This is a genomic window from Paraclostridium bifermentans, from assembly GCF_964259345.1.
Classification (GTDB): Bacteria; Bacillota; Clostridia; order Peptostreptococcales; family Peptostreptococcaceae; genus Paraclostridium; species Paraclostridium bifermentans_B.
In genome coordinates this window covers 207,824-234,569 of sequence record NZ_CAXVJR010000006.1, presented here as the reverse complement: position 1 = coordinate 234,569, position 26,746 = coordinate 207,824, and the positions used below count along the sequence as shown (strand labels likewise).

At 29.2% G+C, this 26,746-nt stretch carries 20 protein-coding genes; 3 read left to right on the top strand and 17 right to left on the bottom strand.

The genetic code is table 11. The features are described from left to right. Positions 1–11: 11 nt before the first annotated feature. The 6 genes from nrdD to ACEXNK_RS13435 all read right to left on the bottom strand — a co-directional run bounded on the left by nrdD (position 12) and on the right by ACEXNK_RS13435 (position 7,707). A complete protein-coding gene (nrdD, locus tag ACEXNK_RS13460) occupies positions 12–2,144 on the bottom strand; it encodes an anaerobic ribonucleoside-triphosphate reductase (RefSeq protein WP_373599064.1) in 2,133 nt (710 codons plus the stop codon). Between the two features lie 290 nt (positions 2,145–2,434). Continuing rightward, the gene (locus ACEXNK_RS13455) at positions 2,435–3,598 is read right to left on the bottom strand and encodes a DHHW family protein (RefSeq protein ID WP_373599063.1); all 1,164 of its coding nucleotides are present in this window, start codon (positions 3,596–3,598) and stop codon (positions 2,435–2,437) included. A 14-nt stretch (positions 3,599–3,612) separates the two neighbouring features. Then, positions 3,613–5,019, bottom strand: coding sequence for an MBOAT family O-acyltransferase (locus ACEXNK_RS13450; RefSeq protein ID WP_373601607.1), 1,407 nt, complete (start codon positions 5,017–5,019; stop codon positions 3,613–3,615). 18 nt (positions 5,020–5,037) lie between these two features. Beyond that, positions 5,038–5,508 (bottom strand): DUF4358 domain-containing protein, encoded by a 471-nt coding sequence (locus tag ACEXNK_RS13445; RefSeq protein ID WP_373599061.1) that lies wholly within the window; start codon positions 5,506–5,508, stop codon positions 5,038–5,040. A gap of 15 nt (positions 5,509–5,523) precedes the next feature. Then, positions 5,524–6,288: a GDSL-type esterase/lipase family protein gene (locus ACEXNK_RS13440; protein WP_373599082.1), complete on the bottom strand. Its 765-nt coding sequence runs from the start codon at positions 6,286–6,288 to the stop codon at positions 5,524–5,526. A 306-nt stretch (positions 6,289–6,594) separates the two neighbouring features. Beyond that, entirely contained in the window at positions 6,595–7,707 is a 1,113-nt protein-coding gene (locus ACEXNK_RS13435; protein ID WP_373599060.1) for an alanine racemase, read from the bottom strand. A 219-nt stretch (positions 7,708–7,926) separates the two neighbouring features. Between ACEXNK_RS13435 and ACEXNK_RS13430 the strand changes: the two genes are divergently transcribed. Both ACEXNK_RS13430 and ACEXNK_RS13425 read left to right on the top strand, forming a co-directional pair. Next, the gene (locus tag ACEXNK_RS13430) at positions 7,927–8,481 is read left to right on the top strand and encodes a helix-turn-helix domain-containing protein (protein WP_373599059.1); all 555 of its coding nucleotides are present in this window, start codon (positions 7,927–7,929) and stop codon (positions 8,479–8,481) included. A gap of 138 nt (positions 8,482–8,619) precedes the next feature. Continuing rightward, on the top strand, positions 8,620–9,510 hold the full coding sequence (locus ACEXNK_RS13425) for a C39 family peptidase (protein WP_373599058.1): 891 nt from the start codon (positions 8,620–8,622) through the stop codon (positions 9,508–9,510). A 45-nt stretch (positions 9,511–9,555) separates the two neighbouring features. Here the strand turns inward: ACEXNK_RS13425 and ACEXNK_RS13420 are convergent, their stop codons facing one another. From ACEXNK_RS13420 to ACEXNK_RS13370, 11 genes are all read right to left on the bottom strand, one after another. Then, positions 9,556–10,947: a glutamate decarboxylase gene (locus tag ACEXNK_RS13420; protein WP_373599057.1), complete on the bottom strand. Its 1,392-nt coding sequence runs from the start codon at positions 10,945–10,947 to the stop codon at positions 9,556–9,558. A gap of 65 nt (positions 10,948–11,012) precedes the next feature. Then, positions 11,013–12,458 (bottom strand): glutamate:gamma-aminobutyrate antiporter, encoded by a 1,446-nt coding sequence (gene gadC / locus ACEXNK_RS13415; RefSeq protein WP_373599056.1) that lies wholly within the window; start codon positions 12,456–12,458, stop codon positions 11,013–11,015. 257 nt (positions 12,459–12,715) lie between these two features. Continuing rightward, positions 12,716–14,119, bottom strand: coding sequence for a glutamate decarboxylase (locus tag ACEXNK_RS13410; RefSeq protein ID WP_373599055.1), 1,404 nt, complete (start codon positions 14,117–14,119; stop codon positions 12,716–12,718). A gap of 228 nt (positions 14,120–14,347) precedes the next feature. After that, a complete protein-coding gene (locus ACEXNK_RS13405; protein WP_373599054.1) occupies positions 14,348–15,409 on the bottom strand; it encodes a DUF2776 family protein in 1,062 nt (353 codons plus the stop codon). Between the two features lie 193 nt (positions 15,410–15,602). Further along, complete coding sequence (locus ACEXNK_RS13400) at positions 15,603–17,003, bottom strand: glutamate decarboxylase (RefSeq protein ID WP_373599053.1); 1,401 nt, start codon at positions 17,001–17,003, stop codon at positions 15,603–15,605. 339 nt (positions 17,004–17,342) lie between these two features. Then, entirely contained in the window at positions 17,343–18,779 is a 1,437-nt protein-coding gene (gene gadC / locus ACEXNK_RS13395) for a glutamate:gamma-aminobutyrate antiporter (RefSeq protein ID WP_373599052.1), read from the bottom strand. Between the two features lie 244 nt (positions 18,780–19,023). Further along, positions 19,024–19,212: a ferredoxin gene (locus ACEXNK_RS13390; protein WP_373599051.1), complete on the bottom strand. Its 189-nt coding sequence runs from the start codon at positions 19,210–19,212 to the stop codon at positions 19,024–19,026. A 26-nt stretch (positions 19,213–19,238) separates the two neighbouring features. Beyond that, on the bottom strand, positions 19,239–20,897 hold the full coding sequence (gene hcp / locus ACEXNK_RS13385; protein ID WP_373599050.1) for a hydroxylamine reductase: 1,659 nt from the start codon (positions 20,895–20,897) through the stop codon (positions 19,239–19,241). Between the two features lie 156 nt (positions 20,898–21,053). Continuing rightward, positions 21,054–22,769: a hydroxylamine reductase gene (hcp, locus tag ACEXNK_RS13380; RefSeq protein WP_373599049.1), complete on the bottom strand. Its 1,716-nt coding sequence runs from the start codon at positions 22,767–22,769 to the stop codon at positions 21,054–21,056. 201 nt (positions 22,770–22,970) lie between these two features. Beyond that, positions 22,971–23,156, bottom strand: a complete 186-nt coding sequence (locus ACEXNK_RS13375) for a DUF1858 domain-containing protein (RefSeq protein ID WP_373599048.1) — start codon at positions 23,154–23,156, stop codon at positions 22,971–22,973. 28 nt (positions 23,157–23,184) lie between these two features. After that, positions 23,185–23,829 (bottom strand): hypothetical protein, encoded by a 645-nt coding sequence (locus ACEXNK_RS13370; protein WP_373599047.1) that lies wholly within the window; start codon positions 23,827–23,829, stop codon positions 23,185–23,187. A 229-nt stretch (positions 23,830–24,058) separates the two neighbouring features. On the opposite strand from ACEXNK_RS13370, the gene adhE reads away from it, so the two are divergent. Beyond that, complete coding sequence (gene adhE, locus ACEXNK_RS13365; protein WP_445013609.1) at positions 24,059–26,713, top strand: bifunctional acetaldehyde-CoA/alcohol dehydrogenase; 2,655 nt, start codon at positions 24,059–24,061, stop codon at positions 26,711–26,713. The last annotated feature ends 33 nt before the right edge of the window (positions 26,714–26,746 follow it).

Below are 26,746 nucleotides of genomic sequence, written 5' to 3'. Positions count from 1 at the left end.
CCACTCCAAACTTATAGATGTAGTACTCTTTCTCCTATTTCTTGAGTACGACCTTTGCCCCACATGTTTGCTCCTATATATCCACAAGTTCTTCTCATAACCTGCATTTCATTTTTATCTCTATTACCGCAATTTGGGCAGTACCATTCTAAATCTTTATCTAGTTTTATTTCGCCAGTATATCCACAAGTATAACAGATATCTGGTTTTGTATTTATTTCTGCATATTGTATATTATGGTATATATAATTTATTATTTGTTCTACAGCTGGTAAGTTCTTACTCATATCTGGAACTTCTATATAACTTATACATCCCCCTAAACTAATATCATGGAATTGGCTTTCAAATTTAAGTTTTTCAAAAGCATCTATTTCTTCACTAACATGAACGTGATATGAGTTAGTATAATACATTCTATCAGTTACATTTTTAATTTCTCCGAACTTTTGCTTATCTATTCTACAGAATCTTGAAGTTAAACTTTCTCCAGGAGTTCCATATAATCCAAATCCTAATCCTGTTTCATCTTTCCACTTTTGACAAGTATTATTTAAATGATGCATAACGTCAAGTGCAAATTGTTCGCCTTCTTTTGTCGTGTGGCTAACTCCAAGCATAGCTTGAGTCATTTCATACACACCAACATAACCTAAAGAAAGAGTTGAATAGCCATCTTCTAATAATGAATCTATTTTTTCTCCTTTTTTAAGTCTTGCTATACCACCATGTTGCCAATGTATAGGTGATACATCTGAAATTACACCTTTTAATAAATTATGTCTAACCATTAGAGCTTCTCTACAAAGATCTAATCTTTCATCTAATACTTCCCAAAACTTATCCATATCTTTGTTTGCAGTTAATGCAACTTGAACTAAGTTAAGAGATATAACACCTTGGTTAAATCTTCCGTACCATTTATAATTTCCATTTTCATCTTTCCATGGAGATAAATGACTACGGCATCCCATAGGCGGGAATGTATTCCCTTCATAATTCTTTCTCATTATTTTAGCACTTTGATAATCTGGAACTAATCTTCTAGTGCTACACTCTGCCGCTAATTTAGTGATGTAATCATACTTACCACCTTCTAAACAGTTGTGTTCATCTAATAGATATACTAACTTAGGGAATTCTTCTCCAACTTCTTGTCCCTTGTAGTTTTTCATACCTTCTAATCTTTGACGTATCATTTCTTCACAAATTAACGCCATCTCTCTTTCGTATTCATGTCCTTCTTCAACTTCTAAATATATAGTTGAAAAAGGAGATTGTCCATTACTTGTATATAATGTAGATAGTTGATATCTTATTGTTTGTATTCCACTCTTAAGCTCTTCCATCATTCTATCTTCTGCTAAATCCTTAGCTATTTCTTCTACATACTTTTCTTTATATTTATTATAGTACTTATCATAAGAAACTCTTAAAAATGGTGCTATATGTTTTATAGTTATAGAGTTTCCACCATATTGTCCACTAGCTATTTGAGCAATTATTTGTGTTGTTACTGTACATGCTGTTGTAAATGACTTAGGTGACTCTACTAATTTATTGCTTATTACAGTTCCATTGTTTAACATATCTTCTAAATTTATAAGCATACAGTTATGAATTGGTTGAATAGCATAATCCATATCATGATAATGAAGTACACCTTCATCATGTGCATGAGCTATATGAGCTGGAATTAATTTTCTTCTTGCTATATCTTTAGACACTTCTCCTGCTATTAAATCTCTTTGAGTTGATGCTAGTAATCCATTTTTATTAGAATTCTCATTCATAACATCTTCATTGCTATTATCTAAAAGACCTATTATACTTTCATCGGTAGTATTAACTTCTCTTTTGAAAGATTGAACCGCTCTATATCCTTCATATGCCTTTGCTGTTAATTCATGCTTATGATTTATTAGCTTTTCATAAACCATGTCTTCGACTTGATTAACAGTTGTAGGTGAAAGTGGGTTTTCACCACACTTAATTTCTATTTCATTAGCTATATCTTTAGCTATATCTTCTTCATATATCCCACTTCCATATTTCATTGCTTTTAGTATTGCGTTCTCAATTTTAGCCTTATTAAAGACTACCATACTTCCGTCCCTCTTGATGATATTTAATTGCTTATCCATAAATCTCTCCTTTTGTCTAATACAGCTTAAATTAATTGAATTTTATTCTACAAAAGCATTGACTTTTATAAATTTATATTGTATAGACTAACAAAATTTTATACCATATGTAGTAATCACATAGTCCATTCTATACTATATATGGTATATATTCAAGTTGATTAATACCCTAAAAACATATGTTTGTAACTGAAAATTTAAAAGAAACCGCCCCACTCCTAATGTTGGAGGACAGTTTCTTTTTCAAAAAAAATTTTTATTTTTTTATAATCACTTTTTATAATATTTTTTTAAATATTATTTAATACCGGTGCTAATGATGAATCATTAAAAAATGTATTTGCATTATATAGATAAAGCATATCTGTTACATCTTTTTCTTTTATTAATTTTTCTATATCTTCATAATAATATCTCGGATCTACCATTATTATTTCCTTATAATATGGTGTTAAAAACTGTACAAAACTATTCGCATAAGAATCCTTTATAAGAAGTAAAGTTTTATCACTGGTACTAGTAGTCTTTATATCCACTAGAGGATGGTTTCCACCTAAAAATACTTCGTATTTGTCTTTTTTATTTAGAGCTTCACTATTATATATAGTAGGTGATTTCTTTTTCTCTTCCTTATATTCTACTATTACCTCATCATTTTTATCTTTAGGGGTATATATATCCACCTTATCTGGCTCGACTTTGTATCCACTCTTTGAATATAATGTTCCATAAAAATCATTTGATACCCTGTACTTGTCATAACTATTACTATCAACTTTTAGTCCTGCTTTATTAGCAAAGTCTAAAAATGCATAATACGCTCCTGTTGTAGTCCAGTGGTGGTCTGTTTTATAGTATATATATTCATCTTTATGCTTTCTTAAATCATTGCTCACATCTATAAACTTAACCTTAGAATCTATATCTTTATCTAGTTCTTTTAAATATTTATTTTGATCATATGTTGGTGCAAATTTAGGTAGCTTATCAGATAATATATTAACTGAATTAGGTGCTATAAGCATATACTGTTGTATATTACCATGTTTATTGGCAAATCTATTTATAGCATCTATATTTTCTTTTAAATACTCTTGATTTGGCTTTTCAAAGTTTTCTATTAAATAACCATCTTCGCCTTTATAAATCCCATTTTCCATATTTTTACCTAACAAAGAATCTACTTTTGTTTTAATCTTTATAAAACTATCTCTACCTACAATTTGATCAACTTTGTATTTTTCATATTTTTTAGTATATCTTCCTTCAAACAATCTATCAAATGTAAATCTTGGTTTTTGTTGTAACATTCTATTTTCATTATCCGAAAACTCTTTATCTTTAGTTATGAGGTTAAGCCCTACAAATAAGAAGATAGTTATTAGAAACATAAAAGCCATACATTTTACATATACACTCTTGTATTTTCTTGAATTTCTATTAGTAACTTTCAATTCTCTCACCTCTTTTAAAATCTAAAGTATAAAAACGGATTATAAGTTTCATTTACCAAGTATGCTATGCTTACAAATAATAGTATAAATTGAACTGATATAGCTAATGTTACACCCTTCATCTTTCCTTTTAATACTATTTTATTAAATACTTTATGAACTACAGGTGTTGAACATAAAATTAAAATTATTAAGAGGATTAGATTTGTAAATAAGTAATACATAAATGTAGAATCTATTATTGGATTTCCATTTAATAAAAACATTACTTTTAAATAATCTAGTGATTTTTGAATGCTATCAATTCCAAAGAATGTCCACCCTACCATCACTAAAACCATAGTATATATGTGTTGCATAAAGTTTGGTAATGACTGTAATATATTTTTTAAGAAGAATTTTTCAATTGCTAGAATTAGCCCGTAATATAATCCCCACAATATAAAATTCCAATCTGCTCCATGCCAAAGTCCAGTTAAAAACCATACTACAAAAAGATTTCTAAATTGAACTATTTGGCTACATCTATTTCCTCCTAAAGGTATATATACATATTCTCTAAACCAACTACCCAATGATATATGCCATCTTCTCCAGAATTCAGTAATACTTTTTGATATATATGGGTAGTTAAAGTTTTCTATAAAATCAAATCCAAACATTTTACCAAGTCCTATTGCCATATCTGAATACCCACTAAAATCAAAATATAACTGTAGTGTATACGCAGCTATTGCAAGCCAAGCAGTTAATACTGATATTTCATTTACATCATATTGTTGAATACTTGTAAATATCATCCCTATATTATTTGCAAGCAATACCTTCTTTGCAAGCCCTTGTATAAATCGCTCTACCCCTTCTCCAAATTTATTCACACTATGTCTTCTGTGTTTTAACTGATAGTCTATATCTACATATCTTACAATTGGTCCTGCCACTAATTGAGGAAACATTGTAACGTATAATCCAAATGATATTAGATTTTTTTGTACTTTTACTTTACCTAAATAAACATCTATTATATAAGACAGTGTCTGGAATGTATAAAATGATATACCTATTGGTAGAGGTAATTGTTCATATCCAATGTTAATTGAAAATATAGCATTTATATTTTCAACTAAAAATCCATAGTATTTAAAAAATCCTAGTATTCCTAAATTTACAATAACTCCAAATATAAATATATTTTTTATTTTCCTTTTATCACTTCTGTTATTATTAATTAGCAACCCTATTATATAATCAAATATGGTTGTAAATATCATAAGAAGTACATATATCGGTTCTCCCCAAGCATAAAAAATTAAACTTATAAAAAGAAGCATTACATTTTTTAACTTTCGTGGAGACATATAATATAGAATTAAAGTTATAGGTAAAAAAGTGAATAAAAATATTATGCTACTAAAAACCATTTGCTTTACCTCTCCCTCTTAATTCTTAATACTTTCTTTAAAAGCATCAGTTATACTATCTACATCTTTTGATACTGTATAAAATACATAGTTACCTTTATTTTTCACTTCATAATCTTGAAGTAGCGCAACTTGCTTAGGTCCATATCCACTAAAACTCTCAATTTGTTTATTAACCCTACTATCTATTGCATCTTCTAACCCTGTAACTTGAGATTTATCTTTTACTTTTACTATTAACATTTCTTCTACATCCATTGTTGATTTTGGAATATATAATACAAAATCATCAAATTGATTAGAGTTTAATCCAAAAAATCTTTTAAGAGCCTTGCTATCTCCTTCTTTCATATTACTCAAATCAACTTTACTACTTATATCACTAACTACTTTATTTAAATCTTTATCTTCATTTACACCACATCCACTTACTATAAACATAGTTAATAAAAAACTCATTAATAGTACGGATTTTTTAATTCCTCTCACAATTGTTCCTCCTATCTATAAATTAGCCTTATCCTTTATAATCTTTAAGTATCCTTCATAAAAATCTGGTTTAAAGTGTATCCCATCTGGTGCATACAAATCATTACTATTCATAGCTCCACTAACATCTATAAACTCTACATTTAATTCTTTACACATACCTTTTATAGCTTCATTAAACTTATCTACATTTTTAAATTCTGGATGACTATTTACAGCCTTCTGATTAGTAGGAATTATTGAGGTTACATAAATTTTTGTAGCAGGTAGCTTTTTCTTTACATCTACTATAAGCTCTTTATATTTTTTTATAAAATCATTTGAGTTTTTAAATAGCTCTAAATCATTCATACCATATGTCATAAAAACTTTGCTTGGAGCAAGTCCTACAACAGTCGAAATATCATCTTTAGCTTTTATAACAGTTCTTCCCTTATAAGCTACTACTGATGATGAACTTAGCACTCCATATTCAGTTAGTCCCTCACCTCTTGAATCTCCCATTATAACGGAATCTTCAAATACTTTATTAAAATCTATGTCTTCATTTTGTTCATTATTTACTTTCTCATTGTCTTGCCCATTTTGTTCTATATCTTCTCTTATTTTTGTAATACTTTCATTCTCAAGCTCTTTAATCTTAGCTATACCTTTATCAGTGCTTATGTACGACTTTTCATAATGAGATTTGTAGATATATCTAGCTAAGATAATTAGTCCTAATATTACTGCACATATTGATATTAATCTTAGAACTTTAATACCTGAAATCTTCCTCATCAATGTCACTTCTTCCTTAGATATTATTTATTTCCTTCCATTGAAACAACTAATATTATACTCCTAAATTTTATGCCTTTGTATATTATTTTTCCTTACAATTTCGTAACAACTTTTCACATTTATTTACATATTTCGACATATAGTATATATAATACCAAAATATATCTCTACTTGCTATGATAATCTAGCCATTTCAATAAATTTACATCTTAAAGTCTATATTTATTATAGTTGGTTAATATACTTTATTTATAAATACTAAAAAGCATATTAACTTTTAAAAGTTAATATGCTTTTTAGTATTTATATCATTGGTTTATTTGAATTACCTCTAACATCTATTTCTATAATTTCCTCAATATCCTCTCCCCTATATCCTATAATATAGCTTGTCATATTAGCACAAGAGCATGAATGGTTAGGTATTATTTCTACCTTATCACCAATATTTAAATTTGTATCTCCTAGTATTTCAATCTTTCCAACCTCTTCAGATAATCCAATTATATTCAGTTCATCATGACCTTTAACTTTTCCAAATCCAGTTATTAAAGAACTTCCATGTGCACCTTTATCTAACCCTAAACACTTGCTTCCCACATCTACTATAAATAATTTATCATTTGGTTTAGATATTATAGTTCCTAATGCTGTAAGTGCACAATCTTCTTCTTTGCATATACCTAATGATAACTGTATATTATCATAAAAAGGATAGTTTCCTGGTCTTAATATATCAAATAGATTTTCACTTACTACATCAAAGAATGTAGGCGTGCTCCCTGTGGCAACATACTTCACTTCGAATCCCGCTTCAGTTAGATATTTTTTTGCAATCTCCATAACTTGCACCTCTTGATTTGATACTAACTTTACTTCTTCAGGTGATTTTACTCCATAAACATGGCCTGGATGCGTACTTATTCCAATTAATTTTAAATTTGTTAAATTACTTAGCTCTTTTGACAATTTTACACATTCCTCAGGTTTTACGCCTAATCTATTAAGCCCTGAATTTATTAGTATAAAATATTCTAATTTTATATTCTGATTATTTAATTCTTTATCCCATATTTTAGCTGATTCTATATTGTCAAAACTAATTATTATTCTTGCTTTTTTTGATAATTCTATAATTCTTTTTATATTATTTACATTAGATATAGTATATGGAAATGTTATATTCTCTACCCCTTCATTTATAAATGCTTCTGCTTCATCTACTGTTCCTACTAACAGACCCTTAGCACCATATTCAACTTGCATTTTAGCTAACCTAGTTGACTTATGTGTTTTAGTCATTGGCCATAGGTTTTTATCATTTTTGTTACAAAGATCTTGTACATGCTTTAAATTTTTTTCTAATACATCTAAATTTAATATGAAATTAGGCGTTTGAAGTTCATTTAGTTTCATTATCTTTCCCCTTTTATTAAGTATTTATTAATTTTAACCATTTTTATTAATTTATATTTAATATATATCATATTTTCATAGTATGAATCAATATTTTATTAATAAATACTTAATTTAATGGTATATAAATTAAATCATTTTTAATTTTAATATATATGTCTCTTGAAATTTTAATCTGTATTGTTATAATTTAAATATTAAATATATTTGGAGGTATTTATGTACGATATAAATATAGGTAATAAAATAGCTGAGTATAGAAATAAACAAAATTTATCAATAAAAGATTTAGCTCAAAAAATAGGAGTTACATCCTCATTACTTAGTCAAATAGAGAGAGGCATATCAAACCCTTCTATAAATACTCTAAAACTTATAGCCAAAGGATTAGATATTCCTATGTACAATTTTTTTAAAGAAGATAAAATTAGTGATAGCTTAATCATAAGAAAGGATAAAAGAGTTAAACTGACTTTTCCAGAAAACAATAACTTGTCTTATGAGCTTTTATCACCCTCTTCAAATGGAGTTATCCAATGTATGATGTTAGAACTTCCTTCAGGTTGCTCAACTTCAAATGAATTAATGTGCCATGAAGGTGAAGAAGTAGCTACAGTACTTGAGGGGTGCGTTGATTTATATTTAGATAACGAAGTAATAACATTAAATAATGGTGATAGTATTAGGATATTACCTAATATGAATCATAAGTGGATAAATAACTTTAATAATACAAGTAAAGTTATATTTTCAGTTACACCTCCTAAGTTTTAAAACAAATAACTATTTTCGCCAATAATTTCTCTTTTTATTTATATTTTACTGTTTTGTTACATTTTTGTTATATTGTATTGTAATTAAAGTTGTATAATTAATATGTTAAATAAAATAAAAGTAAAGGGGAATATTAAAGTGGCTTACAACAAAGGCAAGCATCATGTAAAGAAAAAAGTAGTTAATAAGAATAAAGTTATGTACATTGTTATACCTGTAGTATTATCACTAGGTATATTTATAGGATATAAAGAAATATCTAATGCATTTTCAAACTCTACTAACGAAGTAACTCAAAAAGAAATTCAATTGTCTAAGGAAATAGTTGAATCTCAAGACCCTGTAATAAAGAAATTAGTTAAGTTAGCTCCTTCGTATCCTAGAGTATATGATATATTAAAAAATATAGATCAATATCCTTATGAACTTTTAGAGATGGCTTCTAAGAAGCCTGAAACAATAGAATATGTAGCTGACTATCCTAATCACAAAGATATTGAAACTTCTACTGCAATATCAGTAAAAAGTGAATATAAAAAAGGGGAAATTCCATTATTTATGCAGTGGGATAAAAGATGGGGTTATGATAAATACGGGCCTGACTTTTTCGCTATAAATGGTTGTGGACCAACAGCTCTATCAATGGTTACCGTAGGGCTTACAGGAAATACAAATATAAGTCCTAGATATGTAGAAAATTTCAGTAAAGAAAATGGTTATTTAGTAGAAGGTGTTGGTACTGCTTGGAGCCTTATGACTGAAGGAGCAAGACAATTAGGTCTAAAAAGTAAGGTGATTCCTTTAAGCGAGGCAAGTATTATATCTACACTTGAACAAGGGCATCCTATTATAGTAACTATGGGTCCTGGTCACTTTACAACAGAAGGTCATTACATCGTGTTGACAGGAGTTACTCCTGATGGAAAAATAAAAGTGAATGATTCTGATAGTATAAAAAGAAGTAATCAAACATGGGATGTAGATGTATTCCTTAAAGAAGCTAAAAACTTATGGGCTTTCAGTGTATAAAGTATAATAAAAAGAACTACCTTCAAAGGTAGTTCTTTTTATTTATTAATGAGTAAATCCATATCTTTTATTTTCTTGTTTTTTACCATGTACTAATACATTTGCATTATTTAAATCATCTATAGCTGTTTTTAAATCTCTTATAAATAATTCACCCATATCATGACTTAAATCAGCTCTACATACTATACGTTGTATTATTGTATCTTGTAAGTTTTCTGGTAATGGATAAGCTGGTATTTGCCATCCTTTCATTGCTAATCTATCTGCTAAATCATATAATGTCCATTGAACTTCATCTTCATTTTTTAATCTATAACATACTATTGGTAAATTTTCTCCATTATTATATATTTTAAATAATCCTGTTTTTTCTATTTCATCTGATAAATACATAGCTACATCTTTTGTACGTTGATGTATTTGTCTATATCCTTCAAATCCAAGTCTTAAGAAATTGTAGTATTGACCTATGACTTGACTTGCTGATCTTGAGAAGTTTATAGCCATTGTTGGCATTGATCCACCTAAATAGCTTACTTCAAATATTAATTCTTTTGGTAGATATTCTTCATCTTTCCATACTACCCAACCTATACCTGGATAAACTAATCCATATTTATGTCCTGATGTACTTATTGATACTACATTTTTTAATCTGAAGTCCCACTCAAGTTCTGGGTCTATAAAAGGTGTAAATAATCCACCTGATGCTGCATCAACATGTATTGGTACACTTATTTTAGCTGTTTTATTATATTCTTCCATTAATGCATCTAATGCTTTTATATCATCAAATTTTCCTGTATATGTTATACCAAGTAACGCTACAACACCTATTGTATAATCATCTACATAATCTAATACTTTATCTATATCTAGACTCATGTGATCTTCATCCATTGGTACTGTACGCATTTCTATATCCCAATATACACAGAATTTTTCCCAACAAACTTGGAATCCTGAAGATACTACTAGGTTTGGTTTTCTACCTGTAACATCCATTCCTAATTTTTCTGCTCTATTTCTCCATCTAAATTTCATTGCCATACCACCAAGCATACATGCTTCCGATGAACCTACTGTTGATGTTCCTATATAGCTCATACCTTTTGGTGCATTCCATAAGTTTGCTATCATATCAACACATCTATTTTCCATTTCTGTTGTTTGTGGGTATTCAGACTTATCTATCGCATTTTTTTCTAATGTTTCCGACATAAGTTTAGTTGCTTCTTCTTCCATATATGTTTGGCAGAATGTCGCTAAGTTAAGTCTTGCATTACCTTCATTCATTAACTCATCTTTTATTAATCTATACGCTATGTTTGGAGCAATAGGATCTTTCCCTATCACATCTTTAGGTATATTAGAGCCAGACTCTATTGTCCCAAACACTGGTGTACTATAATTATCTTGCTTTTTGAATAACATCTTAAAAATCCTCCCTATTATGCACTGATTATCTATTATATGATTATTTTTATAATAGTCTTATATTATGCTGCTTGTTTTTGATCTACTTCTTTAACATCTCTTTTTTTAGATGTAATTGAATATATTACAAATGGTATTAATACTGTAACTATAAAACTTACACTTAATATTGTTAAATATTGATGTTCACTATTACCACTTAACTGACTTGGTGGGAAAAATGATATTATTAATGCAAACACTGAAGTTACAAAACCACATGTTGCAACTATTAACTTAAACACCTTTCCTCCTGGTACTTGATAAGAACGTTTTAAGTCTCCTTTTTTTAGTATTAATGTAAAATACCCAACAAAGAATAATAAATATCCAACTAAGTATATAACCACTGTTAATGATATAGCTGTAAGGAATGATACATTATTTCCTCCACCACCGAATGTAAGAACTGCTGCCCATATTGTAACTATTACACCTTGAACTAGCACTAAGTTAACTGGAACATCATGTTCATTTGTTTTTGATAGTGATTCAGGTAATATTCCTTTTTGTGCTGCTATATACATACCTCTTGAAGGTCCTACAACCCATGCACTAACTTCGCCCATTACTCCTAATGCTAACAATATAGCTATTAATTTTACAAGCCATGTTGCATGTGGTGCAAAATGAAGTATTAAAACTTTAAATGTTTCAACAACCCCAGAACTTAAACTTAAATCACTTTGTGGTATTACAGCTGCTACTGTTAATCCACCTATTGTGTTTAATATTATTGCTAGTACAACTAATATAATCATAGCTAATGGATAGTTCTTTTTTGCATCTTCTAACTCAGTTACATGTGATGCAGATGCCTCAACTCCCATGTAAGCAAGTATAAATGAAACAAATACAACTAATGTATTAACCTTTGTAAAATCAGGTACAAAATATTTAGCTCCTATTTTTACATCTAAAGGGTTACCTTGAACTATATAAGCTATTGATAATCCAAATAATATAATTGCAGGTATTGCTATTCCAAATATAAATCCAGCTTTTGCTATTTTAGCTGTGTTTTTAGTACCTCCTAATTGTGAGAATGTTAATCCCCAAAATATAACTAAAACTCCTATGAATTTTATAAGTGGAACTGTATTTAATGCTTCCCAGTTAAATATGTATGATACACATCCTAATATAAAATAAATCATTGTTACAAATCCAACTGTTATTTGGAACCATTGGAAAAATATCGCTGCGAAACCATATCTCTCTCCAAGTGTATTTCCTACCCATGAGAATATTCCACCTTCTTGCCATCCGTCAACTGTAGCCATCTCTGCTGCACACAATGCAACCGGTAAGAACCATAAAATACCTCCTAGTAAAAGGAAAAATACTAAACTAAATCCTGAAGTCGCAAATGTTGGATACTCATAAACCGTCATAACCATAGATGCTGTCATTGCAAAGAATGCAAATAAACTAAGCGAATTCCTTTTAGATGCTTGTCCGTCTTTCATGTCAATCGTCTCCTAGTATATTTAATTTTTACAATATAAATTATGTCTAGGCCTATAATAATTAATCATTGTCTTTTGTACGATGTATTTATACCCCCTTGGTAACTCATTAAACAATTTTTGCAAAATAAATTGCACTATTTTTTCAATATGCAAGTTTAAAATCACACCTTTCTTTTGTAGAAATAAAAAAAGTCTTAAGACTTTTAAGATAGTCTTAAGACTTTTAAAGTTATAACTTGCTTTGAGGCTAATTTCTAGTGAGTAAATCCATATGTTTTCTTTTCTTGTTCTTTACCGTGAACCAATACATTTGCATTATTTAAATCATTTATAGCTGTTTTTAAATCTCTTATAAATAATTCTGCCATATCATGACTTAAGTCTGCTCTACATACTATACGTTGTATTATTGTGTCTTGTAAGTTTATTGGTAATGGATATGCTGGTATTTGCCATCCTTTCATTGCTAATCTATCTGCTAAATCATATAATGTCCACTCAACATTAGCATTATCTACTAATCTATAGCATACTATTGGTAAGTTTTCTCCATTATTATATATTTTAAATAATCCTGTTTTTTCTATTTCATCTGATAAATACATAGCTACGTCTTTTGTACGTTGATGTATTTGTCTATATCCTTCAAATCCAAGTCTTAAGAAGTTATAATATTGACCTATAACTTGACTTGCTGATCTTGAGAAGTTTATAGCCATTGTTGGCATTTTTCCACCTAAGTAGCTTACTTCAAATATTAATTCTTTTGGTAAGTATTCTTCATCTTTCCATATTACCCAGCCTATACCTGGATATACTAAACCATATTTATGTCCTGATGTACTTATTGATACTACATTTTTTAATCTAAAGTCCCATTCCATATCTGGATCTATAAATGGAGTAAATAATCCTCCTGATGCACCATCAACATGTATTGGCACACTTATTTTAGCTGTTTTATTGTATTCTTCTAATAAAGCATCTAGTGCTTTTATGTCATCAAATTTTCCTGTATATGTTATACCTTGTAAAGCTACTACCCCTATTGTGTAATCATCTACATAATCTAATACTTTATCTATATTTAAACTCATATGTTCTTCATCCATTGGTACTAAACGCATTTCTATATCCCAATATACACAGAATTTTTCCCAACAAACTTGGAATCCTGAAGATACTACTAAGTTCGGTTTTCTACTTGTAACATCCATACCTAACTTCTCTGCTCTATTTCTCCATCTGAACTTCATAGCCATACCACCAAGCATACAAGCTTCTGATGATCCTACTGTTGATGTTCCTATATAATTCATATCTTCTGGTGCATTCCATAAGTTTGCTATCATGCTTACACATCTATTTTCCATTTCTGTTGTTTGAGGATACTCTGATTTATCTATAGCATTTTTCTCTAATGTTTCTGCCATAAGTTTAGTTGCTTCATCTTCCATATATGTTTGGCAGAATGTACATAGATTTAATCTTGCATTACCTTCATTCATTAACTCATCTTTTATTAATTGATAAGCTACATTTGGAGCAATAGAATCTTTCCCTAATTCATCTTTTGGTATACTAGAGCCAGATTCTGTTGTCCCAAATATTGGTGTCTCATAACTATCACCTAATTTATTTTTTCTTCCATATAACATTTCAAAAACCTCCTTCATACAATTGAGTACATATATTTATCTATTTTTAACAAAAGAACAACTTTTAAAACTTTTTTATAGCATACAGAATCATTTTTATTTTTTTCTATTATTCAAAATAAACTTTACTAGCTTTTTCTTAGTTTTACTAAGTTTTCCTTTGTTTTTTGTTATATTATATATATACCTATTAATTTGAAATCTAAACATTTTTTTACACTTTTTACATTATTTTGAACTCGACGTTCCACTTTCTAATATTGATACTATCGAGAACAAAGTAAAGCATATGGCACCTAACCCTATCATTACTCTAGCAGGTATAAAATAAGATATATTGAATATCTCTGCTTCAAATAGAAATGCACCTATAAATAAACAAGTAAGCGCTGTAAACACTGGTATCAATGGTACTCTTTTTGATAATGGATTTGATTTTCTCCACACCATGCCTAATAGCAAAACTTTACTCAATATGCTATAACATACTATTCCTAATCCAATTAAAACATATCCTGGAGCTATCCATGCAGGATTTCTCGCTATTATGAGTATACAAATTCCCCATAATATATCTATTGTTCCTAAAATAAAAACAGTTATAGACCATTTATAACGCTCTTTTTCTGTAAAAGTATTTTGAATTTGTTTAACTATACTAACTACTAACATTATTAAACTAGCACAAACTAATGATATCCCTACAAGTACATGTCCCGCTACAAAGTGATCATTTGATGTAGATGTAAATAATAAATATACTCCTCTTAAAAAACCTATTAAAGTACATAATACAGGTACTGAAATTAATATTTTTTCTGTACTCTCATTAAATCCTTCTTCTTGTTTTTCTCCTTCTTTTAAATTAGCACTATTTTTAGGTATTAACATAAATTTTGTTGATGCTGTTGCAACAGTAGATACACAACATGTTATTAACCCTAATCCAAATACTACATTTCCTGAAACAAAATATGGGGGGTTATCCATACCTATTTGCCATAATACAATTCCAGAAATAATAGTAAATATTCCAGACAAATATCCTAACGTAGGTAAAGCTATTTTATAAAATTGATTGTATTTATTTATAAGCTGTCTTATTATAGTTGCAGCAGTTGTGAACAGTGCTATACAAATTGCTGTCAAGTATATTAATACATGACCTGCTACTACAAAATCTGAACCCATTGCTTGACCTAAATCTTTAACATAAAATCCATATCCTAGGCATATAGCTCCCATAATTAGTGGTATAGCTCTGAATAAAACACTAATATAATAATTCATTTATATTTCCTCCAAAACTTAATAGATTAAAAAGTTGCTCAAAATGTCATTTTTTACTTTCAACAAGACACGGGTATACCTATACTATATAAGTTATCCGCACATATTCGTTAACCATAAATTCCTTAAGCGTAAAAAAGCAACTGGCACAAATAACCTAGCACCAGTTGCTTTTAAAACATTTAACTCTATTTTAATGAGTGAATCCGTATGTTTTCTTTTCTTCTTTAGCATGTACTATTACATTTGCATTATTTAAATCTTCTATAGCCATTTTTAAGTCTCTTATAAATAGCTCTGCCATGTCACGACTTAGGTCTGCTCTACATACTATACGTTGTATTATTGTATCTTGTAAGTTTATTGGTAATGGATATGCTGGTATTTGCCATCCTTTCATTGCTAATCTATCTGCTAAATCATATAATGTCCACTCAACATTAGCATTATCTACTAATCTATAGCATACTATTGGTAAGTTTTCTCCATTATTATATATTTTAAATAATCCTGTTTTTTCTATTTCATCTGATAAATACATAGCTACATCTTTTGTACGTTGATGTATTTGTCTATATCCTTCAAATCCAAGTCTTAAGAAGTTATAATATTGACCTATAACTTGACTTGCTGATCTTGAGAAGTTTATAGCCATTGTTGGCATTGATCCACCTAAATAGCTTACTTCAAATATTAATTCTTTTGGTAAGTATTCTTCATCTTTCCAGATTACCCAACCTATACCTGGATATACTAAACCATATTTATGTCCTGATGTACTTATTGATACTACATTTTTTAATCTAAAGTCCCATTCCATATCTGGATCTATAAATGGAGTAAATAATCCTCCTGATGCACCATCAACATGTATTGGTACACTTATTTTAGCTGTTTTATTGTATTCTTCTAATAAAGCATCTAGTGCTTTTATATCATCAAATTTTCCTGTATATGTTATACCTTGTAAAGCTACTACCCCTATTGTGTAATCATCTACATAATCTAATACTTTATCTATATTTAAACTCATGTGTTCTTCGTCCATTGGTACTAAACGCATTTCTATATCCCAGTATACACAGAATTTTTCCCAACAAACTTGGAATCCTGAAGATACTACTAAGTTCGGTTTTCTACCTGTAACATCCATTCCTAATTTTTCTGCTCTGTTTCTCCATCTGAACTTCATAGCCATACCACCAAGCATACAAGCTTCTGATGATCCTACTGTTGATGTTCCTATGTAGTTCATATCTTCTGGTGCATTCCATAAGTTTGCTATCATGCTTACACATCTATTTTCCATTTCTGTTGTTTGAGGATACTCTGACTTATCTATAGCATTTTTTTCTAATGTTTCTGACATAAGCTTAGTTGCTTCATCTTCCATATATGTTTGGCAGAATGTACATAAATTTAATCTTGCATTACCTTCATTCATTAACTCATCTTTTATTAATTGATAAGCTACATTTGGAGCAATAGAATCTTTCCCTAATTCATCTTTCGGTATACTAGAGCCAGATTCTGTTGTCCCAAATATCGGTGTCTCATAATTATCACCTAATTTATTTTTTCTTCCATATAACATTCTTAATCACTCCTTATCTTTAAATACAAATATTTTTATTTTGTTTAAATTTTGAATAATTTTAAATATTTTTACTTATTTTTATTTCATATTCTTTAATTTTCTTTATTTTACTTCAAATTACTCAAAATTAATACGTTATATATATACCTATCAAATTTAAATCCAAACATAATATTTAAATTTTTATTAATTTATTTTCTAAAAAAGCAACCGTTAATTGTACTTCAGTTGCTTTTTTAGAATAATATTTTTACTCTATATTTGGAACAATAGGATCTTTCCCTAGTTATCTACTAGAGCTAGATTCTGTCGCTCCAAATTATATCTTTATTTATACTATTTTACTTTTGTTGCTTTATCTTTTCTTTTTTTAGATGTAATTTCATATATTACAAACGGAATCAATACTGTAACTATAAAACTTATACTTAATATTGTTAAATATTCATGTGCACTACTTCCACTTAATTGACTTGGTGGGAAGAATGATATTACTAGCGCAAACACTGAAGTTACAAAACCACATGCTGCTACTATTAATTTAAATGTTTTTCCACCAGGAACATGGTATGCACGTTTTAAGTTATCTTTTTTAAGTATTAATACAAAATATCCTACAAAGAATAGTAAGTATCCAACTAAGTATATAACAACTGTTAATGATATAGCAGTAAGGAATGATACGTTATTTCCTCCACCACCAAATGTAAGAACTGCTGCCCATATTGTAACTATTACTCCTTGTACAAATACTAAGTTAACTGGAACATCATGTTCATTAGTTTTTGTTAATGCTTTAGGTAATATACCTTTTTGAGCTGCTGCATACATACCTCTTGAAGGTCCTACAACCCATGCACTAACTTCTCCCATTACACCTAGTGCTAATAATATAGCTATTAATTTTACAAGCCATGTTGCATGTGGTGCAAAATGAAGTATTAAAGCTTTGAATGTTTCAACAACTCCTGCACTTAAACTTAAATCACTTTGAGGAACTACAGCTGCTACTGTTAATCCACCTACAGTATTTAATATTATTGCTAAAACAACTAATATAATCATAGCTAATGGATAGTTCTTTTTAGCGTCTTGTAATTCATTTACATGTGATGCTGATGCTTCAACTCCCATATATGCAAGTATGAATGAAACAAATACAACTAATGTATCAACTTTCGAAAAATCTGGAACAAGATATTGTGCTCCTATTTTTACGTCTACTGGGTTTCCTTGTACTATATATGTTATTGATAATCCAAATAGTATTATTGCTGGTATCAATATACCAAATATAAATCCAGCTTTTGCTATTTTAGCTGTATTTTTAGTACCACCTAATTGTGAGAATGTTAATGCCCAGAATATAACTAAAACTCCTATGAATTTTATAAATGGAACATTGTTTAAAGCATCCCAATTAAATATGTATGATACACAACCTAATATAAAATAAATCATTGTTACAAATCCAACTGTTATTTGAAACCATTGGAAGAATATTGCTGCAAATCCATATCTTTCGCCTAAAGTATTACCTACCCAAGCAAATATACCACCTTCTTGCCATCCATCTACTGTAGCCATTTCAGCAGCACATAATGCAACTGGTAAAAACCATAATAAACCTCCTAATAATAAGAAGAATACTAAGTGGAATCCTGATGTTGCAAATGTAGGATATTCGTAAACTGTCATAACCATTGATGCTGTCATTGCAAAGAATGCAAATAGACTAAGTGAATTCTTTTTGGCTGTTTGAGCCTCTTTCATTTTAATCATCTCCTAATATATTTAGTTTTTAAATATTAATTATCCTACCCCTAGAACAATTGATATCACTCATGTTGATAATATTAGGATACCCATGAATTTTACGTTCAAACTTTTTTGGTAAATGTTGTAAAAGTCTAAAAATTCCCTATTACCTGATAATATAGTTATAAATCTAACAATTTTTAAATTCACATTATAAAAGAGCTAGTCTAAATAAAACTAGCTCTTTTACCTATATCTATTAATCTATACTTATAGCTACTACTGGACAAGCGTCTTTAGCTTCTTGTGCTGACTCTGTGTATTCCGATGATATATCTTCTTTTATTGCTATTGATTTTCCATCATCATCCATGCTAAATACTTCTGGGCATATACCTACACAAGCTTCACATCCTATACAAGTATCTTTATTTACAAATGCTTTCATACTTTTTTCCTCCTAGTTTTTTTATATTATTTAATAGGCACTTCTAAACATGATGCTAAATCCTTTTCAGGTGTACTTATAGGTTTTATATCAAATGTATCCACTAGATATTGAAGTACATTCGGACTTAAGAATGCTGGAAGTGTTGGTCCTAAATAAATGCCTTTTATTCCTAAAGATAATAGCGCTAATAAATCTGCTACAGCTTTTTGTTCATACCAAGATAATATTATAGATAGCGGTAAGCTATTTACATCAGTATCAAATGCATCTGCTAATGCTAGGGCAATTCTTACAGCTGAATATGCATCATTACATTGTCCTACATCTAATAATCTTGGTAATCCTGCAACTTCGCCAAAGTCTAATTTATTAAATCTATATTTACCACATGCTAATGTAAGAATTATACAGTCTTTAGGTACTTGTTCAGCAAACTCTGTATAATAATTTCTACCAGCTCTTGCTCCATCACATCCACCTATTAAGAAGAAATGCTTAAGTTTTCCTGATTTTACTGCATCTATTATAGCTGGTGCATTGCTTAAAGTTGCGTTATGACCAAATCCAACTAATATTTCATGTGGTTTTTGATCTTCTTCATATCCACCAAGTTCTAGTGCTTTATTTATAATTTCACTGAAATCTTTTTCTCCATTTTCATTTTTACCTATATATTTAACTCCATCCCATCCAACTACACTAGTTGTAAAAATTCTATCTTTATATGAGTCTCTAGGTTTCATTAAACAGTTTGTAGTCATTAATATGCACCCTGGAATATTATCAAATTCTTTTTGTTGATCTTGCCATGCTCCTCCAAAGTTCCCTGCTAAATGCTTATATTTATTAAGTTCTGGATATCCATGACATGGTATCATTTCTCCATGAGTATAAATATTTATACCTTTACCTTCAGTTTGTTTAAGTAACATATCTAAATCTTTTAAGTCATGTCCTGATACAACTATAAATGGACCTTTTTTTAGATTAACATTTACTTTTTGTGGAGCTGGATGTTTATATATAGTAGTATTTGCTTCATCTAGTTTTTTCATTATGGCAACACTCATATCTCCAGTTTTGATAGTCCATGTTATTAAATCTTCAAGTGTTAATTTATCATCTGTTGTTGCTTGTAATGCTCTAAAATAAAAATCATCTACTTGGTCATCATAATAGCCTAGCTCTCTAGCTTGATGTCCATAAGCTGATATCCCTTTAAGTCCGTATATTATCGTTTGTCTTAATGACCTTATATCTGCATCTAAATTTTGGTCATACATTATACCTGCTTTTTTAGCATCTTCTAACATTTGGCTTCTAGTTTCGCTTAGATTATATGTAGCTTGTTCACAACAATTATTACAACTACCTAATTTACTCCTTAATGTTTGTTTTATTTCTTGTGATTGTCTAAGCATTTTTTCATGGACATCACCATCAAAATTGACATTAGTTAGTGTTGTAAATAAACTATTTTCAACAAAACTAACTATATCTTTATCAATTTTTTCACCTTTATCTATAAGTTGTTTTGCATAACAACTTATACCTTTTATTTGATATATAAGTAAATCTTGAAGTGCAGCTATTTCTGGAGTTTTTCCACAAACCCCTACTTTAGTACATCCTTTACCTCCTGCAGTTTGTTCACACTGATAACAAAACATTGGATATTCCATTTTTAAGCCTCCTTTACTATTTTCTATAATATAGTTTCCATAATTTAATATATTTATTATTTTAAATAATAAATTCAGCTGCATTACATATTAAAAAATGCCTCTTAGAATAAGTTATAACTTATTCTAAGAGGCATTTTTTTAATATAACAAAACTTATCCTAAGAATATCTTTAAATCATCTTCAACATTAGTTATTCCACCTATCCCAAAGTTTTCAACTAAAACTTTAGCTACATTTGGTGATAAGAATGCTGGTAAAGTTGGTCCTAAGTGTATATTTTTAACTCCTAAATATAGTAATGATAACAATACTATTACAGCTTTTTGCTCATACCAAGCTATATTAAATGCTATTGGTAATTCATTTATATCTTCTAGTTCAAATACTTCTTTAAGTTTTAATGCAATAAGTGCTAATGAATATGAGTCATTGCATTGACCTGCATCTAATACTCTTGGAATTCCATTTATATCTCCAAGTTGTAATTTATTGTATTTATACTTAGCACATCCTGCTGTAAGTATAACAGTATCTTTTGGTAAGGCTTTTGCAAAATCAGTATAATAATTTCTTGATTTAGCTCTTCCGTCACACCCTGCCATTACGAAGAATTTCTTTATTGCTCCTGTTTTTACTGCTTCTACAACTTGATCTGCAAGTGCAAATACTTGATTGTGTGCAAATCCACCTATTATTTCACCAGTTTCTATTTGCTTTGGAGGAGCACATTTTTTAGCTTGCTCTATTATCTCAGAAAAATCTTTATTGTCTTCACTTATACCTTTTATATGCTTAACTCCAATAAACCCTGCTGCACCTGTAGTGTATATTCTATCTTTGTAACTATCCTTTGGTGGTACTATACAATTTGTAGTCATTAATATTGGTCCATTAAAGCTTTCAAACTCTTCTTTTTGTTTCCACCAAGCATTTCCATAGTTTCCTGCAAAATTAGAATATTTTTTAAATGCTGGATAGTAATGAGCTGGTAACATTTCTGAGTGAGTATATACATCAACTCCAGTTCCCTCTGTTTGTTTTAATAATAATTCTAAGTCCTTTAAATCATGTCCTGATACTAATATTCCTGGATTATTTCTAACTCCTATATTAACTTTTGTTATTTCTGGATGTCCATAAGTTCCAGTGTTAGCTCCATCAAGTAAAGCCATTGCGTCTACTCCAACTTTTCCTGTCTCTAAAGTTAATGCTATTAGTTCATCTATTGTTAGAGTATCATCTAAAGTTTTTGCTAATGTACTTTGCATAAATGCATTTACTTCTTCATTGTCATAACCTAATGCATTAGCATGTTTCATGTATGCCGACATACCTTTTAATCCATATATTATAAGTTCTCTTAAACTTCTAATATCTTCATCCTTTGTAGCTAATACACCTACTTGTGTAGATTTTTCATCCAATATTTCATCTATATTTGCTTCTTCTTTTGTAAAAATAGCATCTTTGATTTTTTGTAATAAACCAACTTTTACATCCATTTCTAATTTGCTTGAAGCATTCCATAACGCAGCTTCTGATAAATTATTTTTATCTTTTAATAACGCTAATAGTGACTCTTTTACTTTTAAAGTTTGTTTTACTCTTTGATAGAAAACTTCATCATCAAAGTTTGCATTAGTTATAGTTGTAAATAAGTTTATAGTTATTAAATGATTAACTTCATGATCAACTAATTTTCCTTCACCTCTAAGTTTCGTAGTTACTTCTGATAATCCTTTTGTTGCATATATTAATAAGTCTTGCATTCTAGCTAAATCTGGTGATTTACCGCATACCCCAAATTTCGTACATCCTGTGCATCCTGCTGTCTCTTGACATTGAAAACAAAACATTTTATTTTCCATTTCATATTCCTCCGATTTATATCAATTTTCTTTTATGTTCATCTTATGTACTTATTTTATAATTTATTTTTATATTTAACTGTACCTTAGGTTACAAAAACTTTATAAAATTTCACTAATAATTTATTTGCATAAAAAAGAAGAAGCGAATCATTAGATTCACTTCTTCCTCAATATTTATATTATATTAAAATTCAATAATTATTTTTCATTTAACTTAGTTAAAATTTCTTCTAAATCTAATCCGTGTATTTCACAAGCTTGTTTTAAATTTTCCATTTGAGCTGATGGGCATCCTAAACACGCCATACCATAGCTCATTAGTATTTGAGCCGCTTCCGGTTTTACTTTTACTATATCTGCTATTATCATATCTTTAGTTATCATAATATTATCTCCTTCTAAACATTATTTTTTATAATTTTTTTATAGTATTTATTGTAATGTCTTCATTTGATTGCTTTTCATATGCATAATTTTTAGGTAAATTTTCTATAAAAGTTCTAATCCATAATTCTCTTAACTCGTTCATATACTCTATATCTGCTTTTCCTAGTTCATAATTGGATTTGTGTATACAACCTCTTTTTTCATAAATTATATAATCTTCACTTTTTTCTACTACTGAATTTACTCTATCACATGGCATTCCAGATAATATATAGTTATTTAATGTCATGTAAACATCTTCTGGTGATCCTATTTTATTATTTTCATTAATTGCACATTGTTTAGCTTGATTTATATATACATTTTTTGTTAGTTCTTTACTTTCTTCTTTAAATATTTCATAATATCTACTTATTATATAAGAACTCCTACTTTCAACTTCCTTTATCTTTTCTTGTAACCAGCCATGTATATTGTCTGTATCTATAAGATTTTCTATAGGTTCATTAGGAATATAATCACCATATATTTTCTTTGCCTCTTCCTCTATATCTACAGCTTCTTTGTTGTATTTATTTGAATGTACTTTTACAACTTCTTTTTCTAAGTCTTGTGCTAAATTTATTTTATTAAAAAGCCATGTGTGTATTGGCGCTAAAAATCTACTCATATTCGTCACTCCCTTTATGATTTATAAACTTATTATATCCACAAACTAAGTTTAAGTATGTAACGCAGGTTATAGATTTAAAAATTTAAAATAAACATTTTTATTAATTTTTCTCATTTTATAAATATTATAAGTAATTTATTTACATTTATATTAATAAAATACTTATATAATCATTTAAATTAAATTTTCTTATATTAAATTTCTTTATTTTAAGGGGGAGATAGTAATGCAAGTTCAAGAAAATACTGTAGATAACAGTATAAATAATGATGTTTTAAAAGTTAGCCCTAGCATAGTAGATAATCCAAATTCTTTAGCAATAAAACTAGAAGAAATAAAAAAAGCTCAAGAAGTATTTGCCACATATACACAAGAACAAGTTGATAAAATATTTTTAGCTGCATCTATAGCTGCAAATCAACAAAGAATTCCTTTAGCTAAGTTGGCAACTAAGGAAACTGGAATGGGTATAGTTGAAGATAAAGTTATAAAAAATCATTTTGCTTCTGAATATATATACAACGCATATAAAAATACTAAAACGTGTGGTGTTATAAAAGAAGATCCAGCTTTTGGTATAACAAAAATTGCAGAACCTTTAGGGGTTATAGCTGCAGTTATACCTACAACTAACCCAACATCAACAGCTATATTCAAAACATTACTAGCTTTAAAAACTAGAAATGGAATTATAATATCTCCACATCCAAAAGCTAAAAAATGTACTGTTGAAGCTGCTAGAGTTGTACTTGAAGCGGCAGTTAAAGCTGGTGCTCCTGAGGGAATAATTGGTTGGATAGATGAACCTTCACTTGAAATGACTACAGATATAATGGAAAAAGCAGATATAATACTTGCTACAGGCGGACCAGGTATGGTTAAGTCAGCATACTCTTCTGGTAAACCAGCTATAGGTGTTGGTCCTGGAAATACTCCAGCTATAATGGATGATAGTTGCGATATAGAAACTGCTGTAAACTCAGTTTTAGTTTCTAAAACTTTTGATAATGGTATGATTTGTGCTTCTGAGCAATCTATTATTGTATTAAAGTCAATATATGAAAATGTTAAAAATGAATTTGTAAAACGTGGTGCTTATCTTCTTAATATTGATGAAACTGAGAAAGTTAGAGCTATATTATTAAACCCAAATGGAGGATTAAATGCTAGTATAGTTGGTCAACCCGCTTATAAAATAGCTGAACTTGCAGGAATTACAGTTCCTAAAGAAAGTAAAATATTACTTGGCGAGGTTGAATCAGTTGAGCTTTCTGAACCTTTTGCACATGAAAAATTATCTCCTGTTCTTGCAATGTATAAAGCTGAAAACTTTGATGATGCTGTCTCTAAAGCTAGTCAGTTAATAGCTGATGGTGGTTTTGGTCATACATCTTCTATATATATAAATACTATAACTCAATCTGAAAAACTTAATAAGTTTAAAGTAGCTATGAAAACTTGTAGAGTTTTAGTTAATACACCTTCTTCTCACGGTGGTATAGGTGACTTATACAACTTCAAATTAGAGCCATCTTTAACTCTTGGATGTGGTTCTTGGGGTAACAACTCTGTATCTGAAAATGTTGGAGTTAAGCATCTAATTAATATAAAAACTGTTGCTGAGAGGAGAGAAAATATGCTTTGGTTTAGAGCTCCAGAAAAAGTTTATTTCAAAAAAGGATGTCTAGGTGTTGCATTAAAAGAAGTTAAACATGTATTAAATAAGAAAAGAGCATTTATAGTAACTGATACTTTCCTTTATCAAAATGGATATACAAAACCAATAACTAGTTTATTAGATGAAATGGGTATTAAACATCATACATTCTACGATGTTGCTCCTGATCCTACTTTAGCTACTGCAAAAGAAGGTGCTAAAGCTATGGCAGACTTTAACCCAGATATAATAATAGCAGTTGGTGGCGGTAGTTCTATGGATGCAGGAAAAATAATGTGGACTATGTATGAACACCCAGAAGTAGATTTTAATGATCTTGCTATGAGATTTATGGATATAAGAAAAAGAGTTTATGAATTCCCTACAATGGGTGAAAAAGCTTATTTTGTTGCTATCCCAACTTCAGCAGGTACAGGTTCTGAAGTAACTCCATTTGCAGTTATAACAGATCAAGATACAGGTATTAAATATCCTCTTGCTGATTATCAATTAATGCCTAATATGGCTATAATAGATGCTGATTTAATGATGAACATGCCAAAAGGATTAACAGCTGCATCTGGTATAGATGCTCTAACTCACTCTTTGGAAGCTTATGTTTCTATGCTTGCAACAGACTATACTAATGGTCTTGCTCTTCAATCAATAAAAAGCATATTTGAATGCCTTCCAAGAGCTTATAATAATGGTCCTAACGACCCTGAATCTAGAGAAAAAATGGCTAATGCTTCAACTATGGCAGGTATGGCATTTGCTAATGCCTTCCTAGGTGTTTGTCATTCTATGGCTCATAAATTAGGTGCTTTCCATCATATACCTCATGGTGTTGCTAATGCACTTTTAATAAATGAAGTTCTTAAGTTTAATGCTGCTGAAGCTCCTATAAAGATGGGAACTTTCCCTCAATATAGATATCCTCAAGCTTTAAGCAGATATGCTGAAATAGCTTCATTTATAGGAATAAATGGAAATAGTGATGAAGAAAAATTCAATGGATTATTAGATAAAATAAATGAATTAAAAGAAAAAGTTGGTATTCCTAAAACTATAAAAGACTGGGGTATAGATGAAAATAAATTTTTAGAAACTCTAGATGACATGGTAGAGCAAGCATTCGATGATCAATGTACTGGAGCTAACCCTAGATATCCATTAATGAGTGAAATAAAAGAAATGTATTTAAACGTTTATTACGGAAATTAACATATATATATTAAAAAGAGTGTAACTATCTTT